Consider the following 14,364-nt stretch of genomic DNA (forward strand, 5'->3'; position numbering starts at 1 on the left):
GTCAGACCGGCGTCCTGCTCGCCTGGCCCGGGTCGCCGTGCCGGTCCTGCGCCGCGCGCAGCCGCAGGCGGTCCAGCAGCCTGATCGACGGCGTCGCGGTGATGCCGTGCAGGACGATCGAGCCGATCACGACCAGGCCGACGACCCGCCAGATCACGTCCTGGTCGGCGAAGTCCCCGGCTTGCAGCGCGTAGGCGACGTAGAACAGCGAGCCGACGCCCCGCACCCCGAAGAACGAGATGACGGCCCGCTCACGGGGCCCGGTCCGGCCGCGCGCCAGCGCGAGCAGGCCGGCCAGGGGCCGCACCACGAGCAGGACGACCAGCGCCACCAGCACGTCCCGCCAGCCGGTGCCCGCGAGCAGGCCCGTGACCGCCGCGCCGCCCAGCAGGAAGATGATCAGCACGGTGAGCATCCGCTCCACCTGCTCCACGTACTGGTGCAGGACGCGGTGGTAGCCGTGGGAGCGCTCGGCCGCCCTGATCGTGCAGGCGCACACGAACACGGCGACGAAGCCGTACCCCTCGGCCAGCTCGGTCAGCCCGTAGGCCAGGAAGGTCGCGGCGAGCGCCACGAAACCCTCGGCGTGCTCTGCGAGCCGCAGGTCCTGCGACGGCGCGGCGAAGAACAGCTTGCGCAACGCCCACCCGGTGAGCAGGCCGACCAGCACGCCGCACGCCAGCCGCCACAGCACGTCCACCAGGAGCCACTGCGGCAACCAGGCGGCCGGGGCCGCGCCCACCACGCTGATCGCCACGGCGGCGTAGGTGAACGGGAACGCCAGCCCGTCGTTGAGCCCGGCTTCGGACGTCAACGCGAACCGCGCCTCGTCCTCGCGCTCGTCCGGGTCGTCCGCGGGCTCGGCCACCTGCACCTCGCCCGCCAGCACCGGGTCGGTCGGCGCGAGCACCGCCGCGAGCAGCAGCGAGGACGCCACGCCCAGGCCGAGCGCGCCCCAGCCCAGCAGGGCGACGGCCAGCATCGTCACCGGCATCGTGACGCCGAGCAGCCGCCAAGTCGTCGACCAGCCGCGCAGGCCGAACGGTCGGTTGAGCGCGAGGCCCGCGCCCATCAGCGAGACGATCACGCACAGCTCGGTGAGGTGCAGGGTGAGCGTGCCGTGCGCGGTCGGGTCGGGGTCGGGCAGCGGGCCCACGAGGCCGAACGCGACCGCGCCGGCGGCCAGGAACACCATCGGCATCGAGATCGGCGCCCGACCGAGCACCCGGGGCAGCACCGCGGCCAGGAGGGTCGCGACCCCGATGCCGGCGTAGGCCAGGGCGGTCGCACCCACCAGCAGGTCTCCTCTCGGCAGCCCCGCTCGAACACGGCTTCGGTCGGAGGTCCCGATCGGGTACCCCGGCGCCGTGCGGCCAACCACTCGTGGCCAGGAGCGACTACGGCGCTACTGAGCGCGCAGGAACCGCGCCCACGAGGTGGCGGGGAAGGTGACGGTGGGCTCCGGGTTCTTGGAGTCCCGCGCCGCCACCCGCTCCCGGACTCGCGCCACCTCGACGCAGTTGGCCGTGCTGGCACTACGAGAACTTTTGCGCCACAACACCTCGACGCAGTTCGCGGTGTCTGCGCTGCGGGAACTCTTACGCCACAGGGTCATGCGTCCATCGTGTCATGCCAAAGCCTTCAGGTAGTCGAGCGTTTCCTCGACGGTGTAGGCCAAACGACGCAGCGCCGCCCACGTCGCCTCGAACACCTCGATCTGCTCGTCCTCGTCGATGAACAAGCTGGCGACCTTGTTCTCCAGCAACACCAAGCTCGGGTCGTCGTCGTACTCGAGGATCACGAAGGGACCGCTGAGGCCGCCGTGCAGTTCCGCGTCGGTCGGCACCACGCGCACCGTGACGTTAGGACGTTCGCCGGCGTCGATGAGGTGCCGAATTTGGCGGCGTTGAGCCCCTTGGTCGTGGAACGGGCGCTCCAAGACGCTCTGCTCGATGAGCACGCTGAGCTTGAGCGGGTTGCTGCGGCTGAGCAACCCTTGGCGCGCCATACGGCTGGCGACCAGGGCATCCACCTGGTCATCGGTCAGGGCGTGTCCGGTAGCTTTGATCAACGCGCGGGCGTACTCGGGGGTTTGCAGAAGGCCCGGAATAACCAGAGGTTGGTAGTGCAGCAGGGAACTGGCTTCATCCTCGAAATCGGCCCAGGTCTGCCAGTCTTCGGGAAGGTTTTGGTTGTTCATGCGCAACAGGCCGCGTTGTTCGGCGTGCCTGGCCAGGTCGAGGAGTTCGACCCGTTGTTTTCGCGCAACGTTGTAGAAGTCGAGCAGCTTCTCCAGGTCGTCGAGGTAGATGCCGAGCCCGGAGGTCTCGATGCGGCTGATCTTGCTCCCGGACATGCCCACTGCCTCACCCACGGCATCGGTGCTGGTACCGGAGGTGGCGCGGAGCTTCTTGAGGACGTATGCGAGTCGGCGGGAGCGGACCGACGTACCGGCGCGGCGTGCCATGCGATCAAACTAGGGGCGCTGCAATTTGCAACGCAATGACAGTCACCCTAACGAGTTATTGCGCAAGTTCGGGAAGCGCTGCGAATCTTGGGGCATGGAGCCGATCATCAAGGTGATCACGCCTAAGCGTGAGTGGTTGTTGCGGTGCTACTCGGACAAGGAGGACGTGCTGAGCCTCGAAGTGCAGGACGGCGGGATCGACGTGTTCCTGCCCTCGGGCCGGGACGGCGTCCGACTGGAAGCGGACCAGATCGCGGCTTTCCGGGAAGCGCTGGACGAAGCGATCGCGCAAGCCGAAGCCGACCTGCGGGAGGCCGCCCGGCGCTGAACATCAAGACTTGCCCAAGGCGTGCCGATCGGACTATCCGGGCCCAGTGTGATCCGGCACACTCACTCGGCATGGCGGAAGCGACGAGCGCACCGGCGCAACCGGAACTCAACCGGGCCATCGGCCCGAAGTTGCTGCTGTTCTTCGTGGTCGGTGACATCCTCGGCACCGGCATCTACGCCCTCACGGGCAACGTCGCGGGCAAGATCGGCGGCGCGCTGTGGCTGCCCTTCCTGGTCGCGTTCGCGGTGGCGTTCCTGACCGCGTTCAGCTACCTCGAACTCGTCGGCAAGTACCCGAGGGCGGCCGGCGCGGCGCTCTACACCAACCGGGCGTTCAAGATCCAGTTCCTCACGTTCATGGTGGCGTTCGCGGTGATGAGCTCGGGCATCACCTCGGCGTCCTCCGCCGCGCTCGCGTTCGGGCGCACCTACCTGCAATCGGTCATCAAGGAGTTCTTCTCCGACACGTTCACCGTGTCCGCGACGCTGGTCGCGATCCTGTTCATCATCGGCCTGGGCGTGATCAACTTCCGGGGCGTCTCGGAGTCGGTCAAGGCCAACGTCGTGCTGACCTGCATCGAGCTGTCCGGCCTGGTGATCATCATCGCGATCGGCATCTACGCGGTGCTGGCGGGCGACGGCGACCCGAGCCGGCTGACCCAGGTCGACCCGGCCCCCGGCCAGAGCGCGCTCGTCGCGATCACGTCCGCCACGGCGCTGGCGTTCTTCGCGATGGTCGGGTTCGAGGACTCGGTGAACATGGCCGAGGAGTGCCGCGACCCGGTCCGCATCTTCCCGCGCGCGATGCTGTGGGGCATGGTGGTCGCGGCCGTCATCTACGTGCTGGTCGCGATCACGTCGTCGCTGCTCATCCCGGCCGACGAGCTGTCCAAGGCGGGTTCCTCGGCGCTGCTGAAGGTCGTCACGGTCGGCGCGCCCGGCTTCCCGCTGTGGGTGTTCTCGCTGATCGGCCTGTTCGCGGTCATCAACTCGGCGCTGATCAACATGCTGATGGCCAGCCGGCTGATCTACGGCATGTCGAACGAGCGGATCATCCCGAAGGTGTTCGGCACCGTGCACCCGTTCCGCCGCACGCCGTGGATCTCGATCGTCTTCACCTCCGGCATCGCGATCATCCTGGTGACGACCACCGACATCGCCAAGCTCGGCGGCACCACGGCGTTGCTGCTGCTGGTCGTGTTCACCATCGTCAACATCGCGGTGCTGGTGCTGCGCAAGGACAAGGTCGAGCACAAGCACTTCCGCGCGCCGACGTGGGTGCCGGTGCTGGGCGCGATCACGTGCGCCTACCTGGCCAGCCCGCTGTCGGGCCGCGCGTCGGCGGACTACGAGATCGCGCTGTACCTGCTCGCGGCCGGCGTGGTCCTGTGGCTGATCAACCGGCTGGTGCACGGCAAGGTCGAGTTCGACCCGGAGAAGCTGGCGAAGTGACGCGGGGGAGCGGCCTGGTCGTTCAGGCCGCTTCCACCCGGTACGGGTCGTGCTCGGCGAGCAGCTTCTCCAGCCGTGCCTGGTCGACGCGGCTCACCACGTACGTCTCCTCCTGCCGGTCGCGGACGCACTTGGCCAGGGTGAACGCCGACGTGACGGTGAACAGCAGGCCGAGCGCCAGGAACGCGCGCACCCAGCCGTCGACCGGCAGGTAGGCGACACCGAGGCCGACGGCGGCCAGCGACAGGGCGAAGGAGATCACGGCCTGCGCGTAGAAGGCGGTGGTGGTCGGCGAGTGGGGTTTCGCGGTCATGCCCGAAGCGTCCCCGTCGACCCGCACCGCTGTCATGAGTACCGCTACTCAACCAGCCGGCCGGATCAGGCGAGCGCGGTGCGGTGGCGGCGCAGCTCGGTGGCGTCGTGGGCGCTGAACACGTCCACCTCGCCGCCGTGGTCGCGCACCAGCTCCCGCAACCGCCCCTGGTTGGCCAGGCGCAGCTCCGGCAGCACCTGCATCCGCTCCTGCATGAACGTCAACGCGGGCGGGCAGTGGCGCTCCGGCGCCATCTCGCCGTGGAAGAAGTACGAGTCGCCCGCGTGCAGCAGCCACCGGTCGCCGACGCGCACCGCCACGCCCGTGTGCCCGTGCGTGTGCCCGAACAACGGCACCAGCAGCACGTCCGGCCGCACCTCGCGCACGCCCGCGAAGCCGAACCACGTCTCGCCGGTCGCCTCGTGCGGCACCCACTTCGGGCCGTGCCGCCACTGGTTGTCCGGGTAGCGCACCCGGTCGTTGCCCGACTTGTCCGGACGCGTCGCCGCCGCCAGCTCCTCGGCCGACACGTGCACCCGGGCCTCGGGGAAGTCGCGCAGCCCGCCGCCGTGGTCGAGGTCGAGGTGGGTCAGCACGACGTCGCGCACGTCCGACGCGGCGTACCCGAGCGCCTCCACCTGGCGCGACGCGGTCTCGGCCTCGTCCAGCACGGGCCTGCTCATCAACCGCCACCAGCGCGCCAGCGTGTCACCTGGTCGGCGCACGTCGCCGAGGCCGAGGCCGGTGTCGACCAGCACCAGGCCGTCGTCGGTCTCCAGCAGCAGCACGTGGCAGACCAGCTCGGCCGTCGCGAGGTAGGAGCCCCGGCCGGTCACCAGCTTCCCGCCGAACGGGCGCATGGTGCCGCAGTTCAGGTGGTGCGCCTTCATGCTCTCGGCCTTCCCAGGAGTGCGCCCAGCCGGGCGGCGACGGCGTGCAGGGGGTCCAGCGAACGGCGGGTGCGGGCGAGCAGGAGCGCGCCCTCGATGGCGGCCAGCACGACGGTCGCCAGGTCGTCGTCGCCCACGTGCGCGGCGATGACCTGCTGCCACGACGCGTAGGCGTCCGCGCAGGCGACCCGGATCGGCTCGCTGTCCGACGCCGCGTCCAGCGCGACCGTGGCGACGGGGCACCCGTTGCGGAAGTCCGAAGCCAGCAGCTGCGCGCCGAGCAGTTCCACGGCTTGGGAAAGCGCTTTCGCCGGGTCGGGCTCGGCGGTCATCACGGCGGCCAGCGCGTCCCGGAGGTCGTTGCCCGCCAACGCCACCGCCTCTGCCGCGAGCTGCTCCTTCCCGCCGGGGAAGTGGAAGTAGAGCGAGCCCTTGGGCGCGCCGCCCTCGGCGAGCACCTGGTTGAGGCCCGTCGCGTGGTAGCCCTGCGCCCGGAACAGGTCCGCCGCGGTGCGCACCACCCGTTGCCGGGTGTCGGTCCGTCTTGGCATGGTTTTACTATAGAGACCGGTCTAGTGAGAAAGTCAAGGGGAGCCCTGCTCGGATACGCTCCTGACCCATGCTGGAGATCGCCCACGGCGCGGCACGCGCCGTCATCGCACCCGAGGGTGCGGGACTGAAGTCCTACGAGGTCGGCGGCGTGCCGTACGTGGAGACGTACGACGACGAACCGCCCATGGGCAGCGGCGCGGTGCTGGTGCCGTGGCCCAATCGCGTGGCCGGGGGCAGGTGGGTGCTCGACGGCGAGGCGCAGCAGCTGGAGATCGGCGAGCCCGCCCGCGGCAACGCCATCCACGGCCTGGTGCGCCGTGCGATCTGGGGCACCGTGGAGCACACCGGGTCGCTGATCTCGCTGGAGACGCCGGTCGCCGGCCTCGGCTGGCCGGTCGAGCTGCGCACCACCATCACGTACGCGCTCGACGACAACGGCCTGACCGTCTCGCACGGCGTCACCAACGTGGGTGACAAGCGCACCCCGTTCGGGGTGGGCACGCACCCGTACCCGCGTGCCGGCGCGTCCTTGACCGACGAGACGTCGCTGTCGCTGGCCGCCACGACCGTGCTGCCGGTCGACCCCGACACGATGATCCCCAACGGCCCGGCGACCCCGGTCGAGGGCACGGAGTACGACTTCCGGGTGGCGCGGCTGCTCGAAGGCGTGAAGCTGGACACCGCGTTCGGCGGGTGCGAGCCGGTGGACGGGCTGGTGCGGCACGTGCTGAAGGGGCCGGCCGGCGGCGTCGAGGTGTGGGCGGACCCGGACTTCAAGTGGGTGCAGGTCTACACGCCCGACAACTTCCCCGGACGTGGTCGCGCGGTCGCGATCGAGCCCATGACGTGCCCGCCGGACGCGTTGAACAGCGGGGTCGACCTGCTGTGGCTGGAGCCGGGCGAGTCGTGGGCCGGGCGCTGGGGTTTGCGCCCCCTGTCGTAGGCCGTTAGCGTCGCTAACTATGAACGTCGCTATCACGGGTGGGTACGTCGTCCCGGTCGTCGGTGAGCCGATCGAGGGCGGCACGGTCCTGGTCCAGGACGGGAAGATCGTCGCGGTCGGCCTCGACGTCGAGGTGCCGGACGGCGTCCCGGTCGTGGACGCGGCGGGCGGCTGGGTGCTGCCCGGCTTCGTGGAGGCCCACGGCCACCTCGGCGTGCACGAGGAGGGCGAGGGCTGGGCCGGGCAGGACACCAACGAGATGACCGACCCCAACGGCGCTCGGCTGCGCGCGTTGGACGCGATCAACGCCGCCGACCAGGGCTTCGCCGACGCCCTGGCCGGCGGTGTCACGACCGCGGTCGTCAAGCCCGGGTCGGGCAACGTCATCGGCGGGCAGACCGTGGCGGTGAAGTGCTGGGGCCGCACGGCCGACGAGATGCTGGTGCGCAACCCCGTCAGCGTGAAGAGCGCGCTCGGGGAGAACCCGAAGCGCGTGTACGGGGACCAGAAGAAGCTGCCGTCGACCCGGCAGGGCGTGGCGGCGGTGATCCGTGACGCGTTCACCAAGGCGCAGGACTACGTGGCCAGGCGTGACGCGGCCGAAGGGGCGTTCGACCGCGACACCACGTCCGAGGTGCTGGCGCGGGTGCTGTCGGGCGAGCTGCCGTGGTGCCAGCACTGCCACCGCGCCGACGACATCGCGACGGCGTTGCGGCTGGCGGACGAGTTCGGCTACCGGCTCATCGTCAACCACGGCACCGAGGGTCACCTGATCGCGGACCTGTTGGCGGAGCGTGACATCCCGGTGATCATCGGGCCGCTGTTCACGTCCCGGTCGAAGGTCGAGGTGCGCAACCGGTCGTTGCGCAACCCCGGCATCCTGGCGCGCGCGGGCGTGCGGATCGCGATCACCACGGACCACCCGGTCGTGCCGATCCACTTCCTCGTGCACCAGGTGACGCTGGCCGTGAAGGAGGGCTTGGACCCGCGCGTCGGGCTGGAGTCGATCACCGTGAACCCGGCCCGGATCATGGGCCTGGACGACCGCGTGGGCTCGCTGACCCCCGGCCTGGACGGCGACGTCGTGATCTGGTCGGGCGACCCGCTGGACGTGATGAGCCGGGCCCTGAAGGTCTTCGTGGAGGGCCGCGAGGTCTACCGCTACGCCGACGGCGAGGAAGTCGTCACCACCCCCTTCTACCGCGAACCCTGACCCGCGTGTCCTACCCCCAGAACGCGAGAGTCCTACGTTCGGAACGCGAGAGTCCTACGTTCGCGCACCCCGAGTTGAACGCTCAGAACACTTGATCTTGTTCTGAACGTTCAACTCGGGGGTTCTGAACGTAGGACTCACGGGTTCTGAGCGTAGGACTCTCGCGTTCTGAACGTAGGACACTCGCGTTCTGGGCGTAGGACTCGCGGGTTAGCGGAGGGTGCGGCCGATGACCAGGCGTTGGATCTGGTTGGTGCCCTCGAAGATCTGGAGGACCTTGGCCTCGCGCATGTAGCGCTCCACCGGGAAGTCGCGGGTGTAGCCCGCGCCGCCCAGGACCTGCACGGCGTCCGTGGTCACCTTCATCGCGGTGTCGGTGCAGACCAGCTTCGCGATCGCCGCCTGACGGGTGAACGGCAGGCCGCGGTCGCGGCGGCGGGCCGCCTGCAAGTACGTGGCACGGGCCGATTCCACGGCGGCGGCCATGTCCGCCAGCAGGAACTCCAAGCCCTGGAAGTCGATGATCGCGCGGCCGAACTGGGTGCGCTGCTTGGCGTACGCCACGGCCTCGTCCAGCGCCGCCTGCGCCAAGCCCACGCCGCACGCGGCGATCCCCAGCCGGCCCGAGTCCAAAGCGGACAGTGCGATCTTCAGCCCGTCGCCCTCCGACCCGATGAGCCGGTCGGCCTCCAACCGCACGCCGTCGAACGACAGCTGCGCCGTGATCGACCCCGTCAGGCCCATCTTGCGCTCCGGCTTGGCGGCCACCAGCCCGTCGACGTGGCCCGGCGCGAAGAAGCAGCTCACACCCTTGCCGCCGGTGTCGGACGTGCGCGCCATCAACGTGTAGAAGTCCGCGACCCCGGCGTGCGTGATCCACGCCTTCGTGCCGTTCACGGTGTAGTGGTCGCCCTCGCGCACCGCCCGCGTCGACAACGCCCCGGCGTCCGACCCGGCGTGCGCCTCGGACAACGCGTACCCGCCCAGCAGGTCACCCGCCAGCACGTCCGGCAGCCACCGCGACTTCTGCTCCTCGCTGCCGAACGTGGCCAACGCGTAGCTGGACATGATGTGCACCGAGAGTCCGACGCCGACCGACATCCACGCCGACGCGACCTCCTCCAACGCCTGCAAGTACACCTCGTACGGCTGCTCACCGCCGCCGTACCGCTCCGGGTAGGGCAGCCCGAGCAGCCCGGTCTTGCCGAGCAGCCGGAACGCCTCGCGCGGGAACCGCGAGTGCTCCTCGGCCTCGGCGGCCTGCGGCGCGAGCTCGTCGCGCGCGATCTCGCGGACCAGGGCGAGCAGGTCCTCGGCCTCGGTGGTGGGCAGCAGGCGCTCGGCGGGCATCGTCGACCTCCGGATCGCGGGGGTACCGTCATCAGTACTGTAGGACGTACTCCAGTACTGGAGCCAGGCGCTGTGACAGAGTTGCCACCCATGACCTCGATCGTGCGCAGGCCGCTGACGCCCAGGCAGGTGGAGCTGCTGGGCCGATTGGAAGCGCTGGTGCTCGCCGAGGGGTTCGCGCACTTCACGCTGGACGACCTCGCCGCCCGCCTGCACTGCTCCAAGTCCACCCTGTACGCGCTGGCCGCGAGCAAGGAGCAACTCGCGGTCAAGGTCGTCGGCCGGTACTTCCGGGGCGCGGCCGAGCGGATCGAGCAGCGCATCGCCGACGTCAAGGACGTGCGGGCCCGCGTGGGCACCTACCTGGCCTGCGCGGCGGACGAGCTGCGGCGGGCGTCGGCCCAGTTCATCACCGACGTCTCCGCCTTCGCGCCGACGCGCAGCACCTACGAGCGCAACGCCCGCGCCGCCGCCGAGCGCATCCGGGAGTTCATCCAGGAAGGCGTGCGGGACGGGGTGTTCCGCGAGGTGCACGCGGCGCTGATCGCCGAGATGGCCGGGCTGCTCATCGAGGGCATCCAGACGGGTGTGCTGACCCGGCGCGCGGGCGTGTCGGACGCCGAGGCGTTCACCGCGCTGGGGGAACTGCTGCTGGACGGGTTGCGGAGAGAACGGAGCCAGTCGTGATCGTCGTTGCAGGTGAGGCGCTGGTCGACCTGGTGCCCACGGCCGGGGGCGACCTGTCGCCGAGGCTGGGCGGCGGCCCGTACAACGTCGCCGTGGCCGCCGGGCGGCTCGACGCGCCGGTGAGCTTCCTGTCCCGGGTGTCGAGCGACCTGTTCGGCGACCGCCTGATCGAGCGGCTGCACGCGTCGAACGTGCGCACCGACCTGGTGCAGCGCGGCGAGCAGCCCACGACGCTGGCCGTGGTCGGCCTGGCCGACGACGGCTCGGCGCGCTACTCGTTCTACGTCGAGGGCACGGCGGACCGCCAGGTCACCGATCCGGGGCCGCTGCCCGCCGGCACGAAGGCCGTGTCGTTCGGCACCCTGTCGCTGGTGCTGGAGCCGGGCGCGAGCACCTACGAGCGGGTGCTGTGGCGCGAAGCGGAACGCGGTGCGCTCACCGTGCTCGACCCGAACATCCGTGCGAGCCTCATCCGCGACCCGGCGGCCTACCGCGACCGGTACGACTCCTGGCTGCCGCACGTCGGCCTGCTGAAGGTGTCCGTCGAGGACGCCCGGTGGCTGGCCGACCTGCCCCCGGACGCGCCCGAGGACGACGTGCTGGAGGTCGTGCGCGACTGGCGGGGCGCGGGCCCGGCGGCCGTCGTGCTCACCCGCGGCGGCGACGGGCTGGCCGTGCTGACCGCCGGCGGCGACGTGATCCGCGTCCCACCCACGCCCGTGGACGTGGTCGACACCATCGGTGCGGGCGACACCGTGCAGGGCGCGCTGCTGGCCTGGCTGCACGAGCACGACGCGCTGTCCGTCGAGGCTGTCCGAGGTCTGGACGCCGATCGGTGGTGTGCGGCGCTGGCCCACGCGGGCGCGGCGGCGGCCATCACGTGCTCCCGGGCGGGCGCGGAGCCGCCGTTCAAACGAGAGCTGGAGATGACCTAGCTCTCACCCCTGTTGAGGTGGATAAACAGCCCATAAGGGCTACGGTGGTGGATGCACGCTAGCCACCCATGCATCCGGATGTGATGCCGGTCCCACCTCACAGAATCGGTTCACTCCGCGACTGTGTTGGGGGTCGTCCTCTGACTAGCGTGGGAGAACTGACAGGACCCCAACGGGGTGGTGCTGCGGTGCGGGGCGATCCCACGCCCGCGCGCGTGCGTGCGAGACCCGCATGAGCCACCCCGCCCTAGCGTGAGAGGGACTCTGCATGCCCGACGCGACGACTGCGCCGAACGACACCCGTACCGTCGCGCTGCGCCATCCGGGCGGAGAGCACGAGATGAAGGTAGTACCGGCCACCGAGGGTGCGCCCGGTATCGATCTCGGCAAGCTGCTGGCCACCACCGGCCTGGTCACCCTGGACAGCGGGTTCGTCAACACCGCGTCCTGCTCCTCCGAGATCACCTACATCGACGGTGACGCGGGCATCCTGCGCTACCGCGGCTACCCGATCGAGCAGCTCGCCGAGAAGTCCAACTTCATCGAGGTCAGCTACCTGCTGATCTACGGCGAGCTGCCGACCCAGGCCCAGCTGGAGGAGTTCTCCTCCAAGATCAACCGGCACACGCTGCTGCACGAGGACCTGAAACGGTTCTTCGACGGCTTCCCGCGTGACGCCCACCCCATGCCCGTGCTGTCCTCGGCGGTGTCCGCGCTGTCGACGTTCTACCAGGACAGCCTCAGCCCTTTCGACGCCAACCAGGTCGAGATCTCCACGATCCGCCTGCTGGCCAAGGTGCCCACCATCGCGGCGTACGCCTACAAGAAGTCCGTGGGCCAGCCGTTCCTGTACCCGGACAACTCCCTGGGCCTGGTGGACAACTTCCTGCGCATGACGTTCGGCTTCCCGGCCGAGCCCTACGACGTCGACCCCGACCTGGTGCGGGCGCTCGACCTGCTGTTCGTGCTGCACGCCGACCACGAGCAGAACTGCTCCACCTCGACCGTGCGGCTGGTCGGCTCGTCGGAGGCGAACCTGTTCGCGTCCATCTCGGCCGGCATCAACGCGCTGTTCGGCCCGCTGCACGGTGGCGCGAACTCCGCCGTGCTGGAGATGCTGGAGAAGATCCGGCGCGAGGGCGGTGACGTCTCCGCGTTCGTGAAGAAGGTCAAGAACAAGGAGGACGGCGTCCGCCTGATGGGCTTCGGCCACCGGGTCTACAAGAACTACGACCCGCGTGCCGCGATCATCAAGAAGACGGCCGACGAGATCCTCGGCAAGCTCGGCGCGTCCGACGAGCTGCTCGACATCGCCAAGGCGCTGGAGGAGACCGCGCTCGCCGACGACTACTTCGTCGAGCGCAAGCTCTACCCCAACGTCGACTTCTACACCGGCCTGATCTACCGCGCGATGGGCTTCCCGACGAAGTTCTTCACCGTGCTGTTCGCCCTGGGCCGGCTGCCCGGCTGGATCGCGCACTGGCGCGAGATGATCAACGACCCGGCCACCAAGATCGGCCGCCCGCGGCAGGTCTACGTCGGCTCGCCGGAGCGCTCGTTCGTCTCGATCGACCAGCGCTGACCGCTGTCACGCCAAGGCCCGCACCGGCATCCGGTGCGGGCCTTCTCGTTGTGCGGCAACATCATCCGCCGAGTTCGGCGACGAGCGCGCGGTAGGCGTGGAACGCCGGTTTCGGGGTGTAGTCGTCGGTGGTGAGGCCGAAGTTGTGGAACAGGCCGGGGTTCGCGCTGTCGGCGTCGCGCAGCGCGAAGTGGGTGTAGCCGGTGAGGCGCAAGCGTTCCGCGTTCTCGGCGAGGACGCGGACCACGGTGTCCACCACCTCCGCCTGCCGTCGTGGCGACCGGTCCGGGCCGGTCGGCCAACCGTGCTCGGTGACGTGCAGCGGCAGGTGCGCGAGGCCGGCCGGCGCCATGACGTTCTCGCGGTGGTGCGCGAGCAGCCCCGCCACGCCGTCGGCCAGGTCGCCGTCGAGCGGGCGGAACACGTCGGGGAAGAAGTCGAGGCCCACGTAGTCCAGCGCGTCCGCGAACGCCGGGTCGCCGTCGGTCAGGTCGGCGAGGAACGACGTCGCCGGGCCGAACAGCGGGGTGGTGTTGACGCCGACCGCCAGGTCGTGGCCCAGGGCGCGGGCGTGGGCCTTGGCCGCGACGACCCCGGCGGTGATCGCCTCGCGGACGCGGGGGTAGCAGCCGTCGAGCACCGGGTTGTCGGTCACGTTCGGTTCCTCGGTCACCTGGAGCGTCGCGGTGACCGGGCCGTACCGCTCCACCAGCGAGCGCAGGAAGGCGCAGTAGCCGGCGACGTCACCGGACGCGGACTGGTACTGCGCCACCAGGTCGAGCCGCCGGCCGCGCACCGCGTACCGGGCCGCGTCGGCGGGCGTGGTCGGTGTGCCGCCGGTGTCCTTGAACGCCGTGTACGCGCGCACGAGGAACGGGCCGGTGGAACCCTGCAGCTCGTCGAGCAGGGCGGAGATCCGGTCGGGCGAGTCGGGTGGGCCGGTGGCCAGGCCGCCGGTGTCGTCACCGGTCGCGCCGCCGGGGTAGATGCCGAAGAGCACGGGCGTCAGTCCTCTCGCGTGGGGAAGGTGAGGGAGCCGGCGCGGATCTCCTCGGTGACCGAGCCGATCCACGCCAGTTCGGCGCGGGCCTGGGCCAGCGCGTACTCGGCCTCGATGACGTGCAGCCGGGGCACGCCGCTCGCCAGCACGGCGGCCAGGTGGTCGGCGTCGGCCGCGATGCGGTCGGCCAGCCGTCGGGCGCGTTCGGTCAGGGCGTCCACCGCGCCGTCCGGGCCGAGCGCGCCGAGGTAGGCGACCGCGCCGAGGAACTGCGTGAACTCGCGGCGGGGGGTGCGGATCTGGCTGTCCAGCCGGCGCACCAGCTCGTCGTGGCCGTCGTCGGTGAGCGCGTAGACGGTCCGTTCCGGGCGGTTGCCGGTGCGCTCCGTGCCCTGCGGCGCGACCCAGCCGGCCGCGACCAGGGCCTCCACGACGTCGTACAGCGTGCCCCGGTTGATCGCGGCGCCGCCGCGGGCCCGCAGGTCGGTGAGCATCTGGTACGGGTGCGTCGGGTGCTCCAGCAGGAGGCCCAGCACGGCGAGCACGAGGGGGTTGTCGAGCGCGCGTCGAGGCATGGTCGAAATCTATCAGTCGAAAACGACTATTGACGACCCCGGTCGTCGTGCGGGGTGCCGGCCACGCTCCTAGGG

At 70.4% G+C, this 14,364-nt stretch carries 16 protein-coding genes; 7 read left to right on the forward strand and 9 right to left on the reverse strand.

Translation table 11 applies throughout. From position 1 onward, the window contains the following. Nucleotide 1: 1 nt before the first annotated feature. The 3 genes from LZG04_RS05325 to LZG04_RS05335 all read right to left on the reverse strand — a co-directional run bounded on the left by LZG04_RS05325 (nt 2) and on the right by LZG04_RS05335 (nt 2,467). Nucleotides 2–1,294, reverse strand: coding sequence for a sodium:proton antiporter (locus tag LZG04_RS05325; protein WP_233813741.1), 1,293 nt, complete (start codon nt 1,292–1,294; stop codon nt 2–4). A 111-nt stretch (nt 1,295–1,405) separates the two neighbouring features. Continuing rightward, nucleotides 1,406–1,615: a DUF397 domain-containing protein gene (locus LZG04_RS05330; protein ID WP_233813743.1), complete on the reverse strand. Its 210-nt coding sequence runs from the start codon at nt 1,613–1,615 to the stop codon at nt 1,406–1,408. Nucleotides 1,616–1,627: 12 nt separating this feature from the next. After that, nucleotides 1,628–2,467, reverse strand: a complete 840-nt coding sequence (locus LZG04_RS05335) for a helix-turn-helix transcriptional regulator (protein WP_233813745.1) — start codon at nt 2,465–2,467, stop codon at nt 1,628–1,630. A gap of 94 nt (nt 2,468–2,561) precedes the next feature. Here LZG04_RS05335 and LZG04_RS05340 point away from each other — a divergent pair, with 94 nt between their 5' ends. Continuing rightward, complete coding sequence (locus tag LZG04_RS05340; RefSeq protein WP_233813747.1) at nt 2,562–2,795, forward strand: hypothetical protein; 234 nt, start codon at nt 2,562–2,564, stop codon at nt 2,793–2,795. 71 nt (nt 2,796–2,866) lie between these two features. Beyond that, a complete protein-coding gene (locus LZG04_RS05345) occupies nt 2,867–4,249 on the forward strand; it encodes an APC family permease (protein ID WP_233813749.1) in 1,383 nt (460 codons plus the stop codon). Between the two features lie 22 nt (nt 4,250–4,271). On the opposite strand, the gene LZG04_RS05350 is transcribed toward LZG04_RS05345, so the two are convergent. The 3 genes from LZG04_RS05350 to LZG04_RS05360 all read right to left on the reverse strand — a co-directional run bounded on the left by LZG04_RS05350 (nt 4,272) and on the right by LZG04_RS05360 (nt 6,003). After that, nucleotides 4,272–4,562, reverse strand: coding sequence for a YiaA/YiaB family inner membrane protein (locus LZG04_RS05350; protein ID WP_233813751.1), 291 nt, complete (start codon nt 4,560–4,562; stop codon nt 4,272–4,274). Nucleotides 4,563–4,627: 65 nt separating this feature from the next. Further along, nucleotides 4,628–5,452, reverse strand: a complete 825-nt coding sequence (locus tag LZG04_RS05355) for an MBL fold metallo-hydrolase (protein ID WP_233813753.1) — start codon at nt 5,450–5,452, stop codon at nt 4,628–4,630. Next, nucleotides 5,449–6,003 (reverse strand): TetR/AcrR family transcriptional regulator, encoded by a 555-nt coding sequence (locus LZG04_RS05360; protein WP_233813754.1) that lies wholly within the window; start codon nt 6,001–6,003, stop codon nt 5,449–5,451. Before LZG04_RS05360 ends, LZG04_RS05355 begins: the two co-directional genes overlap by 4 nt. Before the next feature lie 68 nt (nt 6,004–6,071). Between LZG04_RS05360 and LZG04_RS05365 the strand changes: the two genes are divergently transcribed. Together LZG04_RS05365 and LZG04_RS05370 are read left to right on the forward strand one after the other, a co-directional pair. After that, nucleotides 6,072–6,947, forward strand: a complete 876-nt coding sequence (locus tag LZG04_RS05365; protein ID WP_233813756.1) for an aldose 1-epimerase family protein — start codon at nt 6,072–6,074, stop codon at nt 6,945–6,947. A gap of 19 nt (nt 6,948–6,966) precedes the next feature. Next, nucleotides 6,967–8,160 carry an amidohydrolase gene (locus tag LZG04_RS05370; protein ID WP_233813758.1) on the forward strand — a complete coding sequence of 398 codons (1,194 nt, stop codon included), beginning with the start codon at nt 6,967–6,969 and terminating at the stop codon, nt 8,158–8,160. A gap of 210 nt (nt 8,161–8,370) precedes the next feature. On the opposite strand, the gene LZG04_RS05375 is transcribed toward LZG04_RS05370, so the two are convergent. Continuing rightward, a complete protein-coding gene (locus LZG04_RS05375) occupies nt 8,371–9,510 on the reverse strand; it encodes an acyl-CoA dehydrogenase family protein (RefSeq protein WP_233813760.1) in 1,140 nt (379 codons plus the stop codon). A 90-nt stretch (nt 9,511–9,600) separates the two neighbouring features. Here LZG04_RS05375 and LZG04_RS05380 point away from each other — a divergent pair, with 90 nt between their 5' ends. The 3 genes from LZG04_RS05380 (at nt 9,601) to LZG04_RS05390 (ending at nt 12,714) form a co-directional block, all read left to right on the forward strand. Beyond that, entirely contained in the window at nt 9,601–10,197 is a 597-nt protein-coding gene (locus LZG04_RS05380; protein ID WP_233813762.1) for a TetR/AcrR family transcriptional regulator, read from the forward strand. Beyond that, complete coding sequence (locus LZG04_RS05385; protein ID WP_233813764.1) at nt 10,194–11,132, forward strand: carbohydrate kinase; 939 nt, start codon at nt 10,194–10,196, stop codon at nt 11,130–11,132. The genes LZG04_RS05380 and LZG04_RS05385 overlap by 4 nt, the downstream gene beginning before the upstream one ends. A 268-nt stretch (nt 11,133–11,400) precedes the next feature. After that, nucleotides 11,401–12,714 (forward strand): citrate synthase, encoded by a 1,314-nt coding sequence (locus LZG04_RS05390; protein WP_233813766.1) that lies wholly within the window; start codon nt 11,401–11,403, stop codon nt 12,712–12,714. A gap of 61 nt (nt 12,715–12,775) precedes the next feature. Here the strand turns inward: LZG04_RS05390 and LZG04_RS05395 are convergent, their stop codons facing one another. Both LZG04_RS05395 and LZG04_RS05400 read right to left on the reverse strand, forming a co-directional pair. Beyond that, nucleotides 12,776–13,714 (reverse strand): hypothetical protein, encoded by a 939-nt coding sequence (locus LZG04_RS05395; RefSeq protein ID WP_233813768.1) that lies wholly within the window; start codon nt 13,712–13,714, stop codon nt 12,776–12,778. Nucleotides 13,715–13,719: 5 nt separating this feature from the next. Then, nucleotides 13,720–14,289 carry a PadR family transcriptional regulator gene (locus LZG04_RS05400; RefSeq protein WP_233813770.1) on the reverse strand — a complete coding sequence of 190 codons (570 nt, stop codon included), beginning with the start codon at nt 14,287–14,289 and terminating at the stop codon, nt 13,720–13,722. Between the last annotated feature and the right edge of the window lie 75 nt (nt 14,290–14,364).

It is taken from the genome of Saccharothrix sp. S26 (assembly GCF_021390395.1).
GTDB lineage: Bacteria > Actinomycetota > Actinomycetes > Mycobacteriales > Pseudonocardiaceae > Actinosynnema.